Annotated in this window: 16 protein-coding genes and 1 pseudogene; 9 read left to right on the forward strand and 8 right to left on the reverse strand. The window is 73.2% G+C overall.

What is annotated here, in order from left to right; translation table 11 throughout:
- Positions 1–39 precede the first annotated feature (39 nt).
- The gene (locus CR938_RS01330; protein WP_162123281.1) at positions 40–2,685 is read left to right on the forward strand and encodes a bifunctional diguanylate cyclase/phosphodiesterase; all 2,646 of its coding nucleotides are present in this window, start codon (positions 40–42) and stop codon (positions 2,683–2,685) included.
- 200 nt (positions 2,686–2,885) lie between these two features.
- Here the strand turns inward: CR938_RS01330 and CR938_RS01335 are convergent, their stop codons facing one another.
- The 4 genes and pseudogenes from CR938_RS01335 to CR938_RS01350 all read right to left on the reverse strand — a co-directional run bounded on the left by CR938_RS01335 (position 2,886) and on the right by CR938_RS01350 (position 8,392).
- The gene (locus CR938_RS01335) at positions 2,886–5,366 is read right to left on the reverse strand and encodes a glycoside hydrolase family 9 protein (RefSeq protein WP_162123282.1); all 2,481 of its coding nucleotides are present in this window, start codon (positions 5,364–5,366) and stop codon (positions 2,886–2,888) included.
- A 234-nt stretch (positions 5,367–5,600) separates the two neighbouring features.
- Positions 5,601–6,995, reverse strand: a pseudogene (treA, locus tag CR938_RS01340) (alpha,alpha-trehalase TreA); the annotation flags it as partial.
- A gap of 135 nt (positions 6,996–7,130) precedes the next feature.
- Positions 7,131–7,742 carry an acyl carrier protein phosphodiesterase gene (locus tag CR938_RS01345; RefSeq protein WP_162123284.1) on the reverse strand — a complete coding sequence of 204 codons (612 nt, stop codon included), beginning with the start codon at positions 7,740–7,742 and terminating at the stop codon, positions 7,131–7,133.
- A 464-nt stretch (positions 7,743–8,206) separates the two neighbouring features.
- Entirely contained in the window at positions 8,207–8,392 is a 186-nt protein-coding gene (locus tag CR938_RS01350; protein WP_162123285.1) for a glycosyl transferase, read from the reverse strand.
- Between the two features lie 331 nt (positions 8,393–8,723).
- Here CR938_RS01350 and CR938_RS01355 point away from each other — a divergent pair, with 331 nt between their 5' ends.
- From CR938_RS01355 to CR938_RS01365, 3 genes are all read left to right on the forward strand, one after another.
- Positions 8,724–9,962, forward strand: a complete 1,239-nt coding sequence (locus CR938_RS01355) for an MFS transporter (protein ID WP_246190931.1) — start codon at positions 8,724–8,726, stop codon at positions 9,960–9,962.
- Positions 9,963–10,072: 110 nt separating this feature from the next.
- Positions 10,073–11,278 (forward strand): enoyl-ACP reductase FabV, encoded by a 1,206-nt coding sequence (gene fabV, locus CR938_RS01360; protein ID WP_162123287.1) that lies wholly within the window; start codon positions 10,073–10,075, stop codon positions 11,276–11,278.
- Between the two features lie 112 nt (positions 11,279–11,390).
- Entirely contained in the window at positions 11,391–12,359 is a 969-nt protein-coding gene (locus tag CR938_RS01365) for a hypothetical protein (RefSeq protein WP_162123288.1), read from the forward strand.
- A gap of 13 nt (positions 12,360–12,372) precedes the next feature.
- On the opposite strand, the gene CR938_RS01370 is transcribed toward CR938_RS01365, so the two are convergent.
- Entirely contained in the window at positions 12,373–12,609 is a 237-nt protein-coding gene (locus CR938_RS01370; RefSeq protein ID WP_162123289.1) for a DUF3297 family protein, read from the reverse strand.
- Positions 12,610–12,873: 264 nt separating this feature from the next.
- On the opposite strand from CR938_RS01370, the gene CR938_RS01375 reads away from it, so the two are divergent.
- The 4 genes from CR938_RS01375 to CR938_RS01390 all read left to right on the forward strand — a co-directional run bounded on the left by CR938_RS01375 (position 12,874) and on the right by CR938_RS01390 (position 15,817).
- Positions 12,874–13,179 carry a hypothetical protein gene (locus CR938_RS01375; RefSeq protein WP_170296511.1) on the forward strand — a complete coding sequence of 102 codons (306 nt, stop codon included), beginning with the start codon at positions 12,874–12,876 and terminating at the stop codon, positions 13,177–13,179.
- 125 nt (positions 13,180–13,304) lie between these two features.
- Complete coding sequence (locus tag CR938_RS01380; RefSeq protein ID WP_162123290.1) at positions 13,305–14,591, forward strand: sensor histidine kinase; 1,287 nt, start codon at positions 13,305–13,307, stop codon at positions 14,589–14,591.
- On the forward strand, positions 14,584–15,354 hold the full coding sequence (locus CR938_RS01385; protein WP_162123291.1) for a LytR/AlgR family response regulator transcription factor: 771 nt from the start codon (positions 14,584–14,586) through the stop codon (positions 15,352–15,354). The genes CR938_RS01380 and CR938_RS01385 overlap by 8 nt, the downstream gene beginning before the upstream one ends.
- Positions 15,355–15,460: 106 nt before the next feature.
- Positions 15,461–15,817, forward strand: coding sequence for a hypothetical protein (locus tag CR938_RS01390; protein ID WP_162123292.1), 357 nt, complete (start codon positions 15,461–15,463; stop codon positions 15,815–15,817).
- Between the two features lie 4 nt (positions 15,818–15,821).
- On the opposite strand, the gene CR938_RS01395 is transcribed toward CR938_RS01390, so the two are convergent.
- Both CR938_RS01395 and msrB read right to left on the reverse strand, forming a co-directional pair.
- Positions 15,822–16,196 (reverse strand): YciI family protein, encoded by a 375-nt coding sequence (locus CR938_RS01395; RefSeq protein WP_162123293.1) that lies wholly within the window; start codon positions 16,194–16,196, stop codon positions 15,822–15,824.
- Between the two features lie 50 nt (positions 16,197–16,246).
- On the reverse strand, positions 16,247–16,711 hold the full coding sequence (msrB, locus tag CR938_RS01400) for a peptide-methionine (R)-S-oxide reductase MsrB (RefSeq protein WP_162123294.1): 465 nt from the start codon (positions 16,709–16,711) through the stop codon (positions 16,247–16,249).
- A 140-nt stretch (positions 16,712–16,851) separates the two neighbouring features.
- Between msrB and CR938_RS01405 the strand changes: the two genes are divergently transcribed.
- On the forward strand, positions 16,852–17,259 hold the full coding sequence (locus CR938_RS01405; RefSeq protein ID WP_162123295.1) for a baeRF12 domain-containing protein: 408 nt from the start codon (positions 16,852–16,854) through the stop codon (positions 17,257–17,259).
- Between the two features lie 48 nt (positions 17,260–17,307).
- Here CR938_RS01405 and CR938_RS01410 read toward each other — a convergent pair whose 3' ends face one another.
- Positions 17,308–17,877 (reverse strand): DUF3016 domain-containing protein, encoded by a 570-nt coding sequence (locus CR938_RS01410; RefSeq protein WP_162123309.1) that lies wholly within the window; start codon positions 17,875–17,877, stop codon positions 17,308–17,310.
- Positions 17,878–17,905 lie beyond the last annotated feature (28 nt).

A 17,905-nucleotide genomic window follows, 5' to 3' on the forward strand; every position in this document is an offset into this window, starting at 1 on the left:
CTTCCGTACCCGGTCGTCGCCAGGCCGGAACACCCAGCCATGCAGCAGATTTCCGTGCAGGATGCCACCGAAAGGGCATTGCGGACCTCCGTGGTGCCGCCGTGGGCATGGGCCCTGGCGTTGCTGCTGGCCGGCCTGGTGGTGACCGCCGCCCTGGTCGAGCGCGAGCGCTGGGAGGCGCGCCGTTCGGCCGAGGAGATGTACCGCGCGCTGGCCGACTCGGCGCAGGTCCGCCTGCGCGAGCCGCTGGAGGCCGCGGCGGTGCTGCTGCGGGCGCTGCAGACCGTGTTCCTGTCCAACGACCGGATGGACGCGGACGCGTTCGCCGCCTACCACCACAACCTGCGCCTGGCCTGGCGCGTGCCGGGCCACGTGATGACCGGCTTCGCCTACCGCGAGCCGGACCCGGCCGATCCCGCCCGCACCCGCTACCCGTACTCGTTCGTGACGCCGCTGGCCGGAAACGAGGCCCTGCTGGGCTTCGACATCGCCATGCAGCCGGCCAACCTGGCCGCGCTGGAGCACGCGCGCGACGCCGACGTGCCCACCGTGTCGGCGCCGTTCCAGCTGGTGCAGTTCCGCGATGCCGGCGAGAAGGCGGCCCGTGGCGTCACCGTGCGCCTGCCGGTGTACTCGCGCGGCCCGCAGCCGGTGACCCTGGCCGAGCGGCGCGCGCGCGAGCTGGGCGCGCTGGCGGTGAGCCTGCGCCTGGAACCGATGGTGCGCGAGACCCTGGAAGGCCGCGTCCTGCAGTTCATGCACGTGGAGGTGCGCGACCTGGACGCGCCGGTGGAGGCTTCGCTGGTGTTCGGCACCGGCGGTGCGGCGGCGGAGGCCTACCACGTCGAGGTGCGGGAGATGGAGTTCGGCGGCCGCCGCTGGGAAGTGCGGCTGTGGCCGCGGATGGGACCGGACACCGGCCGCGCCGGCCTGATCGCCGTCGCCGGCACGGTGATCAGCGTGCTGGCGGCGCTGCTGCTGTGGTCCTGGGCCACCACCCATCGTCGCGCGGTGGAGCTGGGCCGGCAGATGAGCGCCCGCTTCGGCGAAAGCGAGGCGCGCTTCCGCGCGCTCAACGAGCTGCTGCCGGCGCTGGTGCTGCTGGCCGAGGGCGGCGGGGGGCGGATCACCTACGCCAACCAGGCCGCGCGCGAACGCCTGGGCGAGGTGGTCGGGGCGCCGCTGGCGCGGCTGTTCATGCACGAGGAGGAGGGCCGCGCCGCCATCCAGGCCGCGCACGAGGGTGGCTGGGACGGCAAGGAGGCAGCGCTGGCGCTGCGCGACGGCGGGGCGTTCTGGGCCAAGGTGTCGCTGACCCGGGTGGAGGTGGACCGCGCCGCACACCTGCTGATGGTGGCCATCGATATCAGCGAGCAGCGCGGCCTGACCGAGCTGCTGCGCCACCAGGCCGCGCACGATGAGCTGACCGGCCTGTGCAACCGCCGCGAGTTCGAGCGACGCGTGCAGCAGGCGCTGGCGGCGCACGCCGCCGGGCCGGCGCGCCCGCCGTTCGCGCTGATGTACATCGACCTGGACCAGTTCAAGCTGATCAATGACCTGTCCGGGCACATGGCCGGCGACCAGCTGCTGGTGGAGCTGGTCTGGGCCATGCGCCGCAAGCTGCGCCCCGAGGACGTGCTGGCGCGCCTGGGCGGCGACGAGTTCGGCGTGCTGGCCTTCGACGTGGACGAGCAGCGCGCCCGCACCCTGGCCGAAGACGTGCGCCGCTGCATCGAGGACGTGATGTTTGCCTGGCAGGGCCGCACCTACGCGGTCACCGCCAGCATCGGCATCGTCCTGGTGGACCGTCCGGGCGTGACCCTGAAGGACCTCCTGGCCTGGGCCGACAGCGCCTGCTACCAGGCCAAGGAGAACGGCCGCAACCGCGTCCACGTCTACCGCGACGACGCCGACGCCAGCCGCCGCCAGAGCGAGATGGAATGGGCCAACCGCCTGCGCGCGGCGCTGGAGCAGGGCCGCCTGCTGCTGGACTACCAGGAGGTGGTGCCGCTGCGCGGTGGCGGTGCCCCGGCCATCGAGCTGCTGCTGCGCCTGAACGACGAGGAGGGCCGCGTGGTGCCGCCTGGCGCGTTCCTGCCGGCGGCCGAGCGCTACGGCCTGATGCCGCAGGTGGACCGCTGGGTGATCCGCGAGGCGCTGGCCCACTTCGACCGCCTGCACCCGTCCGGCCGGGGCCTGCATACCTGCGCGATCAACCTCTCCGGCGCCAGCATCGAGGACGAGGGCCTGGCCGACTTCATCCTCGCCAGCCTGGACGAGTTCGGGGTGGAGCCATCGCGCCTGTGCCTGGAGATCACCGAGACGGTGGCGGTCCGCAACCTGCTGCGGGTGATCCGGGTGATCGAACGCCTGCGCGCGGCCGGCTGCCGCATCGCCCTGGACGATTTCGGCGCCGGCATGTCCTCCTTCGGCTACCTCAAGAACCTGCCGGCCGACGTGATCAAGATCGACGGCAGCTTCGTGCGCGACCTGGGCAACGACCCGGTCAGCCGCACCATCGTCGGCGCCATCGTCCAGATCGGCCACCTGCGCGGGATGGACGTGGTGGCCGAGTGGGTGGACAGCGAGCAGACGCTGGAGGCGCTGCACGAGCTGCGCGTGGACCGCGCCCAGGGCTTCCTCCTCCACCGCCCCGAGCGGGTGGTGTACCAGCGCACCGCCTGACGCGCACGCGCCCCTTGCCACCTTGCCGTGTCGCCGCGTATATCCCCTGCGGGAGCCGCGTCGGCGGCGACGCGACGGATGCGTCCGGTCGCGTCGCGTGCGCCGGCGCCGGTGGCGCCCGGCCGGTCCCGCGTGCTGGAACGCCGGCGTGGCCGTGCCGGCCGGGCCGCCGCGTACGCGGCGGCTGCAGGTGGGGCCACCTACGGCTGGACCGGGGCGAGTTCGCCCAGCACCTCCTGCGCGGCGTGGACCAGGAACACGTAGCGGGCGGCCAGCTCGATCACGTATTCGTTCTCGCCCCACAGGAACGGCCAGTCCTCCTTGTTCTCCGGGAAATCCGGGTCGAGGATCAGCACTCCCGGCACCACACCGCCGGCGATGAAGGAGAAGTCGGCGCGGTTGTTGCCGTAGGCCACGGTCTTGGAGTGCGCGCCCACCGCGGAGACGAACGAGATGTTGGAGTCCGGGTGGGTGCCGTACAGGTAGTCCAGCCCCTGCAGCACCGGCCCGATGTCGAACAGGTCGGGGAAGGCGCGGTGCAGGTAGTAGTGGGTGATGGCACTGCCGACCACTGCGCTGTTGCCGGCCCAGCCGCCGCGGGTGACGGGCACGCCGTACGGGTTGGCCTCCATCATGCTGGCGCGCTCCTCCAGGAAGCGCTGCGCGCGCTGGCGCAGCCGCTCGCGGAACGCGGCGTCCATGTGCGGCAGCGCCTGCACCGCCGGCTGGGCGTTGAACACGAAACGCTCGTCGATGGCCGGCCACAGCCGCGCCACCGCCTCGGCGTAGCGGGCCTCGCCGGTGGCCAGCAGCAGCTGCACCGCCGCGCGCAGCTCCTCGTCCTGCGGGTGGCCGCCGGTGGTGTTGCCGACGCGGAACAGGTTCGGCTCGCGCCCCTGCTCGAAGTCCCACACCCGGCGTGCGGTGGCCAGGCATTCCTCCGCAAGGGCGTCGTTGTAGCCGCGCAGGGCCCGGCTGGCCGCCGCCAGCGCTGCCGCCGAGCCGTAGTTGAGCGCGGTGGTGGCGGTGGTGAAGGCCCAGCGGTCGTCGCGCGGGGAATCCGGGTCGGCATGGTCGTCCACCCGGCCGTCGGTCTTGGTGACCGCATCGCCCAGGTGCGTGTACTGGCCCAGGTCCGGTTCGACGATGCCGGGGATGGCGTGGCCGAACACACGGTGCTGGGCGATCAGCATCAGCGTGCCGTGCTCGATCTGCTGCAGCAGGTCGGGCACGCCGTCGGGCCAGTGCAGTTCCACGTGCTTGCGCTGCTGGTCGATGCGGGTCTCGTCGCGCAGCGGGCGGAAGCGCTCCCAGGTGTCCACCAGTGCCAGCACGGTGGCGTAGTGGGTCTGGGTGCGCAGGTCGAAGTCGCCGGCATCGAACCAGCCGCCCACCGCCAGCCCGGGGATGTGCTCGCCCGGCTGGAACGGCGAGTCGAGCTCCGGGCCCTGGCCGTACAGGTCGAAGTGGTGCGTGTTGGGCGCCACCTGGCGGGCGTCGTCCATGTGCGAGCGGCCGTGCCAGACCCGGTAGGCCTCGTTGACGAACATGTGGTCCATCTGCACCGGGAAGAACACGTCCAGGGTCGGTTGCCAGGCGTTGGCGTAGACGTCCGGTGCGATGCGGAAAGCGTGGCTGAGCTGGCCTTCGGCCTGGATCCGGTACAGGCCCGGCTCGCGCACCTGCGAGAAGTCGAAGGTGTGGTAGTCGTAGCGCAGGTAGCGGCCCCAGTGGTGCGGCGTGTCCGCCAGCACCTCGTGGGTGCTGCCGTCGGCCTCCACCCTGAGCAGGCGCACGGTGCCCGGCGGCGGGGCGTGGCGGGCGCGTTCCAGCACCGCCACCCTGCGCTGCGCCGGGGGGTAGCCCACCTGGGAATGGCCGATCACGGTCGGGCGCGTCCAGTCCGGCTCGATCCCGGCCTGCAGGGTCCACTCCAGCACCACGCCCCTGCGCCCGGCCGGCAGCAGCCCGCGCACCACGTACCAGCCGTTCTGTGCCTGGTTGCGGCCGTCGTACAGGGCCAGTTCGCCGCCGTGGCTGTGCAGGCTCACCCGCCGCTGCGGGTCCTCCGGCGCCAGGGTCAGCCGCGTGCCGGTGGCCAGCGGCAGGCGCACCGGTTTGCCGTCGGCGCCACGGCCGGTGGGGCCGGCCGGATAGCGCGGCAGCAGGCCGCCGCGCCCCTCGTCGGCCAGGTACGGCTTGCCCCAGTAGGCCGAGGGCAGGAACTCCAGGTTGAAGCCGGCCCGGCCTTCCAGCGCCCTGGGCAGCGGCCGGTCGAGCAGCACCTGGATGCGCACGCCGTCGTCCCCGGGACTGACGCGGATGGTGTATTCGAAGGCCGGGTCGTCGTAGCGCAGGCGCGCCTGGATGGCGCCCGTGGCGCGGTCCACCTGGCGCTCGACCAGGGTGGCCACCGGATCCCACTGCTCCGGCGTGGGGGACAGGCGCACGTCGCCGTTGGTGGCGGTGCGCACGCCGTGGTGGATCAGCTCCACGCCGGCGATCTTGGAGTCGCTGAAGTTGCCGTCGTAGTAGTTGTTGAAGACCAGCACATCCAGGCCGCGGGTGCCCAGGTAGTCGCCTTCCTGCAGTTCCAGGCGGGCGGCCCAGGCCGGCGCCACGCACAGCAGCAGCGCGGCCAGCGCAGGACGGTACAGACGGCGGACGGACGTACGACGCATCGGACAGTCTCCCCGGCAAGTCCGATGTGAACGCTAACATCCGGGCGCGCGATCTGCCCGCTGCGCCGCATCACGGAATCCGTGGAAGCCCCGCCAGCGGCCCCTGCGGCAGCCGCGTCACCTCGCCCGTTCCTGCGCCGAGGACGCAGGCATGTCGCCTGCGTTCCGCGCGCTCGGGTCGATTCGTGTGGCGGTCGACCGCGGGCTTGGGGTTCGCCACCCGGGTCGCCGCGTGCGCGGCGCCTGCAGGGGCGGGGCGGTGGCGTGGGCGGGGGACGCGGCGGTTTCCAGCTCGGGGTAGAGCGCCAGCAGGGCCAGCACTACGCCGTTGGTCCAGCCGAAGCCGTCCTGCAGCGGGTACTCGCCGCCACCGCCGCCCTGCAGCGCGCCGTCGGCGTCGTATTTCTCGACCAGTCGGCGCTCGCGCGCGAACAGGGTCCGCACGTTGACCAGGAAGGCGGCGGCGATGTCGCGGGCCAGCGCGTCCTCGCCGTAGCGGCGCAGCCCGTCCACGGCGATCCACTGCAGCGGCGCCCAGACGTTGGGGGCGTCCCACTGCTGGCCGCTGTCCACGGTGGTGGCGACCAGGCCGCCGGGCCGCAGCAGCTGCGCGCGCACCGCCGCCGCTGTGCGGCGCGCGCGTTCCGGCGTGGCGATGCCGGCATGCAGCGGGAACAGCGCGGCGGCGGTCAGCTGCGCGCGCACCTGGCCCGTGCGCAGGTCCAGGTCGCCGTAGTAGCCGTCCGGGTGCCACAGGTGGCGTTCGATGGCCGCGGCCCGGGCCCGGGCCATGGTGGCATAGTCGCGTGCGCAGGCCGCGTCGCCGGCCCGGGCGCACGCGCCGGCGATGGTGCTCTCCAGGTGGTGGAGCAGGCTGTTGAGGTCCACCGGGATCCGCGTCGTGACGTGGATGCTGTCCAGCCGCATCGGCTCGTCCAGCCAGCGGCTGGAATAGTCCCAGCCGCTTTCGGCGCCGGCGCGCAGCTCGCGGTACACCTCCGCGGCCGGACGCGAGGAGGCAGCCGCGGTCCGGCGGTCGTGCGCGAACGATTCCGGGCGCGGCGTGTCGCGGTCGTCCCAGTAGCGGTTGAGCAGGCTGCCGTCGGCCAGGCGCACCACGCGCCGGTGGGCCTGGCCGGGTTGCAGCGTGGCGGACCCGTCCATCCAGAATGCGTGCTCGCGCCTGAGCTGCGGCAGGTAGCGCAGCGGCGCCGAAGGATCCTCCCGTGCCGCCAGCGCGACCATGTGCGAGAAGAACGGCGGCTGCGAGCGGCTGAGGTAATAGCTGCGGTTGCCGTTGGGGATGTGGCCCCAGGTGTCCAGCAGGTGGGCGAAGTTGTCCAGCATCTGCCGCACCGGCCCGTGCCGGCCGCTTTCGGCCAGGCCAAGCATGGTGAAGTACGAATCCCAGTAGTACACCTCGCGGAAGCGGCCGCCGGGCACCACGTAGGGATGCGGCAGCGGCAGCAGGCTGTCGTGCGGTTGCGGAGCGGGGCTGGTGCGGGTCAGCAGCGGCCAGAGCGCGTCGATGTGCGCGCGCAGGCCGTCGTGCTCCGGCACGTCGGTGGCGGCGACGTCCCCGGGCAGCACGAAGTGCGCCTGGACGAAGCGCCGCAGGTCGAAGCCCGGTGCGGCGCGCATGGCGCCGGACAGCAGGGTCAGCACGAACAGGAACCGGAAGGCAGGGGATCGGAACATGGCAGCCTCCTGGGCGCGTGATGGGCCGATCCTGGCACCGGTCCCGCGATGGAAGCGGCAAGGGGTTCAGTCCTGGGGCACGGCCTCCGCCACGGCCGCGCGCGCCAACGGCACGTAGGCCTGCAGTTGCGGGAAGAACGCCTCGAAGCCGGCGGCGATGTCGGCCTCGTGCCGGCGCAGGCCGTGCAGGCAGGCCACCAGGCGCTCGCCGTTGCGCGACAACCGGGTGGCGATGCGGCTCACCGCCAGGTCCACGCTCTCGCGCCGGCGGTAGGAGCCCAGCCAGTCGTGCGCGGCGATGCGCGGGGCGATGGCCTGCAGGCGCGCGGGCAGGCGCGAGCGCTGTGCCAGCAGGTGGCGGTAGAAGCGCGCGGTGAAGGCCTCCAGCGGCTCGTCCGTGTGGTGCGCCCAGTCGCGTGCCAGCAGATGGTCGAAGTACACGTCCAGGACGATGCCGGCGTAGCGGCGCAGGCCGGGTTCGAACAGCGAGCGGGCCTGGACCACCTGCGGATGGTCGTCGGTGTAGCGGTCGATGCGCCGGTGGACCAGGATCTCGCGCTGTTCCACCGGGCTGTACGCCGCCAGCCCGGCCGAACCGAACACGAAGTCGCCCAGCAGCGCGCCGAGCATCGCCTCCGGATCGGGCGCGGCCAGGTACAGGTGGGCCAGGTAGTTCACCGCGCCATTCTGGCACGGGCCGCTGAACCGCGGCCTTCGCCGCCCGCCGCGGCGTTGCCGGGACGGTGGTGCCGAGGTGCCGGCCGGGTTGCCGGCGTGCCATTGCAGGCGCCGCGTCAGCGGCGACGCGACGGGCGGGCCCGGTCGCGGCGGGCGCTCCTGCGCCGGGGCTGCACGGGCAAGGGGCCGATCGGGTGTGGCGGTTGGACGTGGCCGCTGGATGCGCCGGCCGGACGCCGCGTACGCGGCGCCTGCAGATCGGCGTGGTGGCGTGCGGCTGTAGGAGCCGCGTCAGCGGCGACGCGACGGGCGGGCCCGGTCGCGGCGGGCGCTCCTGCACCGGGGCTGCGCGGGCAAGGGGCCGATCGCGTGGCGGTTGGACGTGGCCGCTGGATGTGCCGGCCGGAAGCCGCGAACGCGGCGCCTGCAGGCGTGGCGCGGTGCGTGACAGGGGCGCCGGAGCGTTACAGCAGGCGGCCGAGGATGGATTCCAGCGCCACGCCCAGGCACAGGGCGATGAACAGGATGGCGAACCAGCCGTATTCGATCTCCTCGCCGCGGCGCCAGGCCAGCTTGCACACGCCGGCCAGGCTGGCCGGCAGGGCGAACAGCAGGGCGGCGTGGCCGAGGTTCATCAGGGAGATATCCATAGCCCACCTCCTTGTTGCGGCGGGACCGGTCCGCCGCATCCCGATCATCCCGTCCCCCTGGCCGGGCCTCGTTGATCCCGATCAACGGCCGGTCCGTCGCACGCCACCCGGCAGGGACAAAGGCCCCGGCTGCCCGGCCCCTGGCGCGCCGGACGGAGTGGCGGCGTGCGGGGTGTGGAGGAGGGGGGGCGCCTGTCATGCGCCACCTTGCCGGCTCGCGCCCCGAGGGCCGGCATCGCCCCTGCCACCGGCCGCTGTTGCATGAATGCACCCCCGGTGTACCGCCGGCAGGGGTGGTTCGGCCTTGATGCAACGCAGCATAATCCGGGCCATGCCTTCCCCTTCCCCTGCCGCCACCTCGGCGGCCGCCGCCGTTCCCGTGATCGGCCGTGGCCGCCATGCCCTGATCCTCACCGCCCTGACTCTGGGCGGCTTCGCCATCGGCACCAGCGAGTTCGCCGGCATGGGCCTGATGCCCAACATGGTGGCCGATCTGGGCGTGGACGAGCCGCGGGTCGGCCACCTGATCAGCGCCTACGCGCTGGGCGTGGTGGTCGGCGCGCCGCTGCTGGCCCTCCTCGGCGGAGCGCTGTCGCGCAAGACCCTGCTGCTGGGCCTGATGGGCTTCTACGCCGCCGGCAACCTGGCCAGCGCGCTGGGGCCGGACTACCACAGCATGCTGCTGTTTCGCTTCATCGCCGGCCTGCCGCACGGCGCCTATTTCGGCGTGTCGGCGCTGACCGCGGTGGCGATCAGCCGGCCGGAGGCGCGCGGCCGCGCGGTGAGCCTGACCATGCTGGGCCTGACCATCGCCATCCTGCTGGGCACGCCACTGGCCACCTGGGTCGGCCAGCACGGCAGCTGGCGCTGGGCCTACGCGGCGGTGGCGGTGATCGCGCTGCTGACCGTGGCGCTGATCGCCTTGGCCCTGCCGGCGCGCGTGGTGGCCGATGCCCCGCGCGGCAATCCGCTGGGCGAGCTGCGCGCCTTCAACCGGCTGCCGGTGTGGCAGGCGCTGCTGATCGGCGCCATCGGCTTCTCCGGCATGTTCTGCGTCTTCAGCTACCTGGCGCCGACCATGGTCGAGGTCACCGGCGTGGCCCCGGCGTGGATCCCGCTGGGCGTGGCCGGCTTCGGCCTGGGCGGGGTGATCGGCAACATCGCCGGCGGCTGGCTGTTCGACCGCCTGCAGTTCCGCGCCACCGCGGTGCTGCTGGGCTGGGCGCTGCTGATGCTGCTGCTGTTCCCGCTGGCCGCGCGCTGGCCGTGGAGCCTGCTGCTGGCCACGGTGGCCATCGGCGCCATGGGCGGGCTGGGGCCGATCCTGCAGTCGCACCTGATGGACGTGGCCGGCGAGGCGCAGACCCTGGCCGCGGCCTCGCACCATGCCGCGTTCAACGCCGCCAATGCGCTGGGTCCGTGGCTGGGCGGTCTGGCCATCAGCGCCGGGCTGGGCTGGACCGTGACCGGCCCGGTCGGCGCGGCCACCGCGCTGGCCGGCCTGGGCCTGTACCTGTGGGCGCAGCGCACGCACACGCGGCGCCTGGCGGCCTGCTGCACGGCCACCTGACCTCCATACGCCGCGGAACGGGGGGGCGCCGGGGAACGATTAGACTACGGCGCTCCGGCCGCGGCCTTTCGCCGCGCCATCCCTCTTCCCGAGATCAAGAGAGAGTCCGCGTGGTCATCCATCCCAAAGTCCGAGGCTTCATCTGCACCACCGCCCACCCCGTGGGCTGCGACCGGAACGTGCTGGACCAGATCCGCTACGTGCAGTCGCGTGGCGTGCGCAACGACGGACCCAAGCGGGTGCTGGTGATCGGCGCCTCGACCGGCTATGGCCTGGCCGCGCGCATCACCGCCGCGTTCGGCTTCGGCGCGGCCACCCTGGGCGTGTTCTTCGAGAAGACCGGCAGCGACAAGAAGCCGGCCAACCCGGGCTGGTACAACTCCGCCGCCTTCGACCGCTACGCCAAGGAAGCCGGCCTGTGGAGCCGCTCGATCAACGGCGACGCCTTCTCCCACGAGGTGCGCGCCAAGGCCATCGAGCTGGCCCGCGAGATGGGCGGCCCGATCGACCTGGTGGTCTACTCGCTGGCCTCGCCGGTGCGCCGCATGCCCGACACCGGCGAGATCAAGCGCTCCTCGCTCAAGCCGATCGGCCAGCCGTACAGGTCCACCGCAGTGGACACCAACCGCGACCAGGTGATCGAGGCCGTGGTCGAGCCGGCCACCGAGCAGGAGGTGGCGGACACCGTGAAGGTGATGGGCGGCGAGGACTGGGAGCTGTGGATCGACGCCCTGCAGAAGGCCGGCGTGCTGGCGCCCGACGCCAGGACCGTGGCCTTCAGCTACATCGGCACCGAGATCACCTGGCCGATCTACTGGCACGGCGCGCTGGGCAAGGCCAAGGAGGACCTGGACCGCGCCGCCCACGCCATCGACGCCAGGCTCAAGCCCACCGGCGGCTCGGCCAACGTGGCCGTGCTCAAGTCGGTGGTGACCCAGGCCAGCGCCGCGATCCCGGTGATGCCGCTGTACATCGCCATCGTCTACAGGATCATGAAGGACAAGGGCCTGCACGAGGGCCCGATCGAGCAGCTGGACCGCACCTTCCGCGAGCACCTGTACAGCGACAACCCGCCGCCGACCGACGAGTCCAACCGCCTGCGCCTGGACGACCGCGAGCTGCGCGAGGACGTGCAGCAGGCCTGCCGCGAACTGTGGCCGCAGGTGACCACCGAGAACCTGTTCCAGGTCACCGACTACGCCAGCTACAAGCGCGACTTCCTCAGGCTGTTCGGCTTCGAGCGCGACGACGTGGACTACGACGCCGACGTGGATCCGGTGGTCAGCTTCGACGTGGTCGACATGACCGGGGAGTGACCGGCGCCGGCCACGGCCGTGCCGGCGGGAACCGGCGGGCCCGGTCCGTGGTCTGCATGGGGCCGGGTGCGCCGCGCCGCGCCCGGTTGCCCGTCCACCTCCTGGCGCCGACTTGAGCCCCCAGCCCGCACGCGACGACCTGCTGCCGCGCCTGGCCGCCCTTGCCGCTACACTGGTGGTGATGGGGCTGATGGTGGCCCTGCTGCTGGCACCCCCGCAGGGCCGCTACCGCGCGCTGGTCGAGCGGCCACTGGAGCGCCTGCGCCTGGTGTTCGTGGCGCGCGCGCCGGCCACGCCGGAACTGCCACCGGTGGAGGAGCCGGCGCACCCGCCGCCCACGCCCGCCGCGCCGGCCGCGCAGGCACCGCGCCAGGCCGAAGCGGGGGGTGGCGAAGGCCCCGACCCGATCCTGCCGCCGGCACGCCTGCACGACGACAGCGGCCGGGTGCTGCTGCCGGCCGACGATGCCTGGGCCCGGGCCACGCGGCGTCCGCCCGGCGCCGCGCCACCGCCCGGGCCGCCGCGCGACCCGATGGAGCGGAAGAACCCGGTGGACTACCGCGGCACCCGCTTCGGCAAGGACTGGACCAGCGACGGGGACCTGGCCGACGTGACCCGGCAGGAGCTGGTCCGCGCGCAGAAGAAGGTGGCCGAGTTCCTGCTCGGCCAGGACATCCAGCACGCGCAGGCGCGGCCCTCGCCGGAGGTGCGCTTCAACCCGGCCCGTCACGAACGGCCCGCGGACCTGGGCAGCGAGGCCACCGGCGATGCCTGGCGCGCGGCGCCGATCAGCTACGAGCCGGCGCCCGGCCTGGACGGCCGGGCCAGCCGTCGCATCCGCGAGCAGATCGCCGAACTGGAGGCGGCCACCCAGGGCTGCGACGCGGCGCGGGTGCGCCGCCTGCTGGCGCCGGCACTGCAGGCGCTGGAGAACCTGCAGCGCGCCGAATACGCCTGGGCCAGGGGCGCGGACCCCATACGCCGCGCGCACGAGCTGCCGAACGCGGCCAACAGCGCCTGGGACCAGGCGCGGCGCGCGCTGTGGTATGCCGGACGCCAGCTGTCCGGATGCCGGCGCTGAGGCGGCACCCGGCTCAGGTCAGGTAGTAGGGCTCGACCTGGCCCTTGATCTTGATGGTCATCGGGTTGCCGCGGCGGTCGCGCGCGCGGCCCACCTGCACCCGGATCCAGCCTTCGCTGACGCAGTACTCCTCGACGTTGTCGCGCTCCTCGCCGTTGAAGCGCACGCCCACGCCGCGGTTGATCGCCTCGATGTCGTGGTACGGGCTGCGGGGATCCAGGGCCAGGCGGTCGGGAGGGGTGTCGCTCATCGGTGGAAAGGCTCGGTGCGTGCCGGAACCGCCGGCGCGGTGGCGCAAGCATACGGATTTGCGCCATCGCGGTGCACCCGTGATGCGCCACCCCGCATCCATCGGCGCCGCCTTTTCCGTGCGCGCCGTCGCGGAACCGCGGTGGCCGCGCGCGCCCGGCGTGCAGGCCATCCGGCTTTTTTCACCCGGCGGCCACGCCCGGACTGGGACGCTGGTGGCTCGCGCCGGCGGACACGGCGCCCTTCCCACGGAACCCGGTGAACCATGCACAACGCACAGCCGCCCGCGCGGCGGACGGTCGTGGTCGACATCGAGCGTGAGCGCGACTACTGGCGCCAGCACTACCAGGACCTGCCGCGGGCCCGGGCCATGCGTAGCTTCGCCCGCTACTGGCAGGTGCTCAGCGCCGCCTACGACGTGTTCCTCAACCATCCGCGCGCGGATGCCGAGGAGGGCCTGCACCTGTTCCTGCAGCGCGAGGGCGTGCGTGCCAGTCCGCTGACCGAGACCGAGGCGCGCGACGTGTTCGGCCGGGTCTGGTCGCGCATCCAGGGGACGCCGGCGCCCTGAGGGGCCCGGTTCCGGTCCGCCGGGACGCGGTTTCGTCGGCGCGGATGCGGTTTCGTCGCAACGGGCCTTCCCGCCCGCCGCCGGGGCACTATGCTCCACGCACCTTCCCCGCCTGGTGGTGCGCCGTGTTCTCCAGCCTGTTTCTGCTCGCCCGCATCTTCCTGGCCTGGAGCGCGGCCCTGGTCCTGGCCGGGTTCGTCTGGTCCGGCCTGTTCTACGGCATGAACCGCGGCCCGGGCTGGCTGTTCGGCCTGCTGGCCATGCTCGCCATGGTCACCGCGCTGCTCGGTGCGCTGACCCACCTGCGCCGGGTCTGGCTGATCGCCGGGCGCCTGGACGGGGCCACGCTCAGCAGCCGCCAGCAGCGCCGCATCGAGGTGCCGCTGGATGCGGACGAGGCCTTCGCCATGGTCGCCGCCGCGGTGCGCGAGCTGCCGCGCTCGGAGGAGGTGGAGGAGGGGCGCGACAGCCTGCAGGTGCGGGCCAAGGTGCGCCGTGCCGACGCCGGCGGCCGCAAGCCCTCGCGCTGGAACCTGCTGGCGCGCCTGGCGGTGGAGCGCAACCAGGTGCTGGCCACGGTGGCGCCGGGCGACGGCACCAGCAGTGTGACCCTGCTGTGCGAGCCGGACGCGCCGCACTGGGTGGACCTGTTCGCCCTGGACGAGGGCAGCAACTACGAAAACGCCGAGGCGCTGATGCGCGCCATCGCCCGTCGCGTGGCCGAGCGCCGCCGCGACGAGCGCGACGCCGCCCACCGCAAGGACACCGACAGCGCCCTGGCCATCGCCCGCCTCAACCTGCTGCAGGCGCAGGTGGAGCCGCACTTCCTCTACAACACCCTGGCCAATGCCCAGGTGCTGGCGCGCACCGACCCGCCGCGCGCCGAGCAGATGCTGGGCCACCTGATCCAGTACCTGCGCCGCTCGCTGCCGCGCGAGCAGGACGGGCCCTCCACCCTGGGCGAGGAGCTGGAGCGGGTCGGCGCCTACCTGGAGATCCTCAAGATCCGCATGGGCAGCCGCCTGGCGGTGCAGGTGCACGTGCCCGAAGAGCTGAAGTCCGTGCCGCTTCCCTCGATGATGCTGCAGACGCTGGTGGAGAACGCCATCAAGCACGGTCTGGAGCCCAAGCCCGGCGGTGGCAGCATCTGGATCCTGGCCCGGCGCATGGACGACCAGGTCACGGTGACCGTGGCCGACGACGGCCTGGGCTTCGGCGGCAACAGCAGCGGCACCGGCATCGGCCTGAAGAACCTGCGCGAGCGCCTGCGCCTGACCTACGGCGAGCGCGCCAGTTTCGCCCTGGTCTCCAACTTCCCCAGCGGCGCCGCCGCGACCCTGACCCTGCCGGCCCCGGCGCCTGCCGTGCCCGCACCGCCGCCGCTGCCGCAGGAGGAGCCCCGCCATGTTTGAGTGCGTGATCGCCGAGGACGAGGAGCTGCTGCGCACCTCGCTGCTGCTGCAGCTGCAGGAGGCCTGGCCGGAACTGCGCGTGGTGGCCGAGTGCGAGGACGGTGCCAGCGCGCTGGAGGCCATCGCCGCGCACAAGCCCGACGTGGCCTTCCTCGACATCCGCATGCCCGGCCTGTCCGGCATCGAGGTGGCCGCGGCGCTGGCCGAGGTCAGCCCGCGCACCCAGGTGGTGTTCGTCACCGCCTACGACCAGTACGCCATCGACGCCTTCGAGCAGGGCGCGGTGGACTATCTGCTCAAGCCGGTGGCGCGCGACCGCCTGCAGGCCACCGTGCAGCGGGTGCAGGCGCGGGCCACGGCGGGGCGCCCGGACCCGGCGGTGCTGGACGAGCTGCTGCGCCACCTGGCGCGCCGTCCGCCGGAGCCGTCGGCACCGCCGCCGCTGGCCTGGATCACCGCCAACACCGGGCGCGAGACCCGCCTGATCATGCTCGACGAGGTGGTCTACTTCCGCGCCGACAGCAAGTACACGGTGGTGGTCACCGAGGACGGCGAGGCGCTGCTGCGCACGCCGCTGAAGGAGCTGCTGGAGGTGCTGGACCCGAACCGCTTCCGCCAGGTCCACCGCTCCACCATCGTCAACCTGGCCGCGGTGGCGGCGGTGGTGCGCGAGGAGGGCGGCAAGGGCCGGCTGCGGCTCAAGCGGCGGCCGGAGACCCTGCCGGTCAGCCCGCCGTTCATGGCCCTCTTCCGCGGCATGTGAGGCGCGACCGATCCGCCGCCTGCGGCATCCATAACACGTCGCCGCGCGGCCCGTTCCGCGCCGGCTCCCCGTCCCCCGCGTCGTACTGTTTCACGAGGTAGATGCCATGAAACTGCTGACGGCCCTGTTGTCCTGCCTGCTCGCGCTGTTCGGCGACCCGCGCCCGGGCGTGACCAGCATCATCCGCGCCAGCCAGGACGGGGTGGACACGGTGTTCAGCAAGACCACGCTGGAGGACGGCGTGGCCACCTTCGAGTGCCTGGCCGCCAGCGGCGGTGCCTGCGTCTACCGGCTGTACCAGGAGCAATGCGAGAAGGCCGCCGGCACCCGCGCCGGCTGCCAGCGGGTGGTGCTGGACGAGTTCGAGCTGCAGGTCGGGCGGCGCCGCCAGGTGCAGGGTCTGCCCGAGGACTTCCGCCACTGCGTGGCCGCCACCGGGGCGCGCGACACCTGCCGCGCCTGAAGGCTCAGGCGCCCAGCCGCGCGCGCTCGGCGTCCAGGTCGGCCACCGGGCGCACCTCCATGCTGCCGTAGCGGGCCCACGGGAAGGAGCGGGCGATCTCCACCGCCTCCTCCAGCGACCCGGCTTCGATCAGGTTGTAGCCGGCCAGCACTTCCTTGGTCTCGGCGAAGGGGCCGTCGAACACCGTGGTCCGGCCCTGGCGCACGCGCACCGTGCGCGCCTGCGCCGGCGGTTCCAGCTTGTCGCTGGCCAGCAGCGTGCCGCGCGCCTTCAGCTCGTCGGCGTGGCGCAGGCAGGCGCGCATATGCTCCGCGTACTCCTCCGCCGGCAGGGCGTCGAACAGTTCCTGGTCGAGGTAGACCAGCAGCAGGTACTTCATGGGTGCCTCCCGGATGGCCTGGCGGCCATGGTAACCGCGTACGCCGGCGTTCAGGCCGGCCCGGCTTCCGCGCCGCCGCGGCCGAGCGGATCGGGCAACGGCTGGCCGGCGTCCACGAAGCCCAGCGCCACCGAGTTCAGGCAATGGCGCTCGCCGGTCGGCGGCGGCCCGTCCGGGAACACGTGGCCCAGATGGCTGCCGCAGCGGGCGCACACGATCTCGGTGCGGACCATGCCGTGGCTGGTGTCGCGCACGCGGCGGATGTGCGCCTCGTCGTAGGGCGCGAAGAAGCTGGGCCAGCCGGTGCCGGAATCGAATTTGGCCGAGGAGCGGAACAGCGGCAGGCCGCACAGCCTGCACACGTAGGTGCCCTCGCGCTTGTTGTCCAGGAACGCGCCGCAGAACGGTGCCTCGGTGCCGTGGTGCAGCAGAACGCGGCGCTCCTCGTCGGACAGGGCGGCGACCAGGGCCTGGTACTGGGCTTGGGTGGGCGGGCTGAGGTCGAAGCGGCTCATCGGCGTCCTCCTGCAAGGTGCGCGCCCATGATGCCGCAGCCCGGGCCGCCGGTGCGGACGCGGCCGTGACGCCGCCTGCGCGCGGCCCTAACGCGGCAACGGCCACGCTGGGGGACACACACCGCAGCACGGGAGGCACGATGCTCAGGATTCCCCGCGATGCCTGGATCCGGGTCGCCGATGGCGGCTCGGCCCGCCTGTTCCGCAACGTGGGCAGCGGCGGCCAGGTGCGCCTGCACCAGGAGGAGGCGATGGCCCTGGACCCGGCCGAGGGCGTGATGCCGGCGGCGCTGCCCAGCGAGGTGCACGCGCGGGAGATGGACGAGGCGTCCTTCGCCCGCCAGCTGGCGCAGCGCATCAACCACGACGCGCTGCACGACCGCTACCGGCACCTGGTGATCGCCGCTGACCCGCAGACGCTGGGCCAGATCCGTGCCCAGCTCAACGAGCAGGCGCGGGCGCGGGTGGTGGCCGAGGTGCCGCGCAACTACACCAACACCACCCGCGAGGAGATCGAGCGGGCGGTCGCCAAGGTGGTCGAGCAGTAGGCGCCGGCCGCGGCCCCGGGCCGCGCGCCCGGGACCGGCCGCGGCCGCTCAGCGCGCGGCCACCTGCGGCTGCGCCAGCTCGCGGCGCAGCCAGTCGTCGATCATGCGCTTCTCGTAGCGCAGCAGGTCGTTGTGGTTGATCGACACGCTCTGCATGAAGCCCAGGTCGGTGAGCGTGCGCTCGCCCTCGGCCAGCACCTGGCCGTCCGCGCCGGTGATGCGGAAGTTGAGTGTCATGCGCGGCGGGTAGTGGTCGCGCAGGACCCGCACCCGGTCCATGTACGGGCCGCGCCAGGGCTCGTAGCGGCCGGCGCGCATGATGTCGGTGATGGTCACCTCCATCTTCCGGCCCTCGGGCAGGCGGCGCTCGGCGCGCTTCTGCAGGTAGCGGGCCAGCTCGGCGACCCAGTCGCCCTGCGCGGCCTCCCACCGGTTGCCGCTGAAGCGCAGGTCCGAGAACTGCGCCGGGTCGGTCCAGGCCACCGAGACGGTCTCGCCCGGCAGCTCGCGCGGACGCTCCGGATCGGTCACGGTGCTGCGCGCGGCGGCCACCCCGGGCGCGACCGCCAGCACCAGGGCGAGGGCGATGGTGCGCATTCGCAGGGTGTTCATCGTCAGGCCTCCGGACGGTACCTCGCGGCCGAAT

The organism is Pseudoxanthomonas taiwanensis (genome assembly GCF_010093135.1).
GTDB classification, from domain to species: Bacteria; Pseudomonadota; Gammaproteobacteria; order Xanthomonadales; family Xanthomonadaceae; genus Pseudoxanthomonas; species Pseudoxanthomonas taiwanensis.

Excerpts from the sequence above, each read along its gene's own strand:
- CR938_RS01330 (WP_162123281.1), top strand. The coding sequence starts at position 40 with ATGCAGCAGATTTCCGTGCAGGATGCCACCGAAAGGGCATTGCGGACC.
- CR938_RS01335 (WP_162123282.1), bottom strand. The coding sequence starts at position 5,366 with ATGCGTCGTACGTCCGTCCGCCGTCTGTACCGTCCTGCGCTGGCCGCG.
- CR938_RS01350 (WP_162123285.1), bottom strand. The coding sequence starts at position 8,392 with ATGGATATCTCCCTGATGAACCTCGGCCACGCCGCCCTGCTGTTCGCC.
- CR938_RS01355 (WP_246190931.1), top strand. The coding sequence starts at position 8,724 with ATGCCTTCCCCTTCCCCTGCCGCCACCTCGGCGGCCGCCGCCGTTCCC.
- CR938_RS01370 (WP_162123289.1), bottom strand. The coding sequence starts at position 12,609 with ATGAGCGACACCCCTCCCGACCGCCTGGCCCTGGATCCCCGCAGCCCG.
- CR938_RS01375 (WP_170296511.1), top strand. The coding sequence starts at position 12,874 with ATGCACAACGCACAGCCGCCCGCGCGGCGGACGGTCGTGGTCGACATC.
- CR938_RS01385 (WP_162123291.1), top strand. The coding sequence starts at position 14,584 with ATGTTTGAGTGCGTGATCGCCGAGGACGAGGAGCTGCTGCGCACCTCG.
- CR938_RS01390 (WP_162123292.1), top strand. The coding sequence starts at position 15,461 with ATGAAACTGCTGACGGCCCTGTTGTCCTGCCTGCTCGCGCTGTTCGGC.
- CR938_RS01395 (WP_162123293.1), bottom strand. The coding sequence starts at position 16,196 with ATGAAGTACCTGCTGCTGGTCTACCTCGACCAGGAACTGTTCGACGCC.
- msrB (WP_162123294.1), bottom strand. The coding sequence starts at position 16,711 with ATGAGCCGCTTCGACCTCAGCCCGCCCACCCAAGCCCAGTACCAGGCC.
- CR938_RS01405 (WP_162123295.1), top strand. The coding sequence starts at position 16,852 with ATGCTCAGGATTCCCCGCGATGCCTGGATCCGGGTCGCCGATGGCGGC.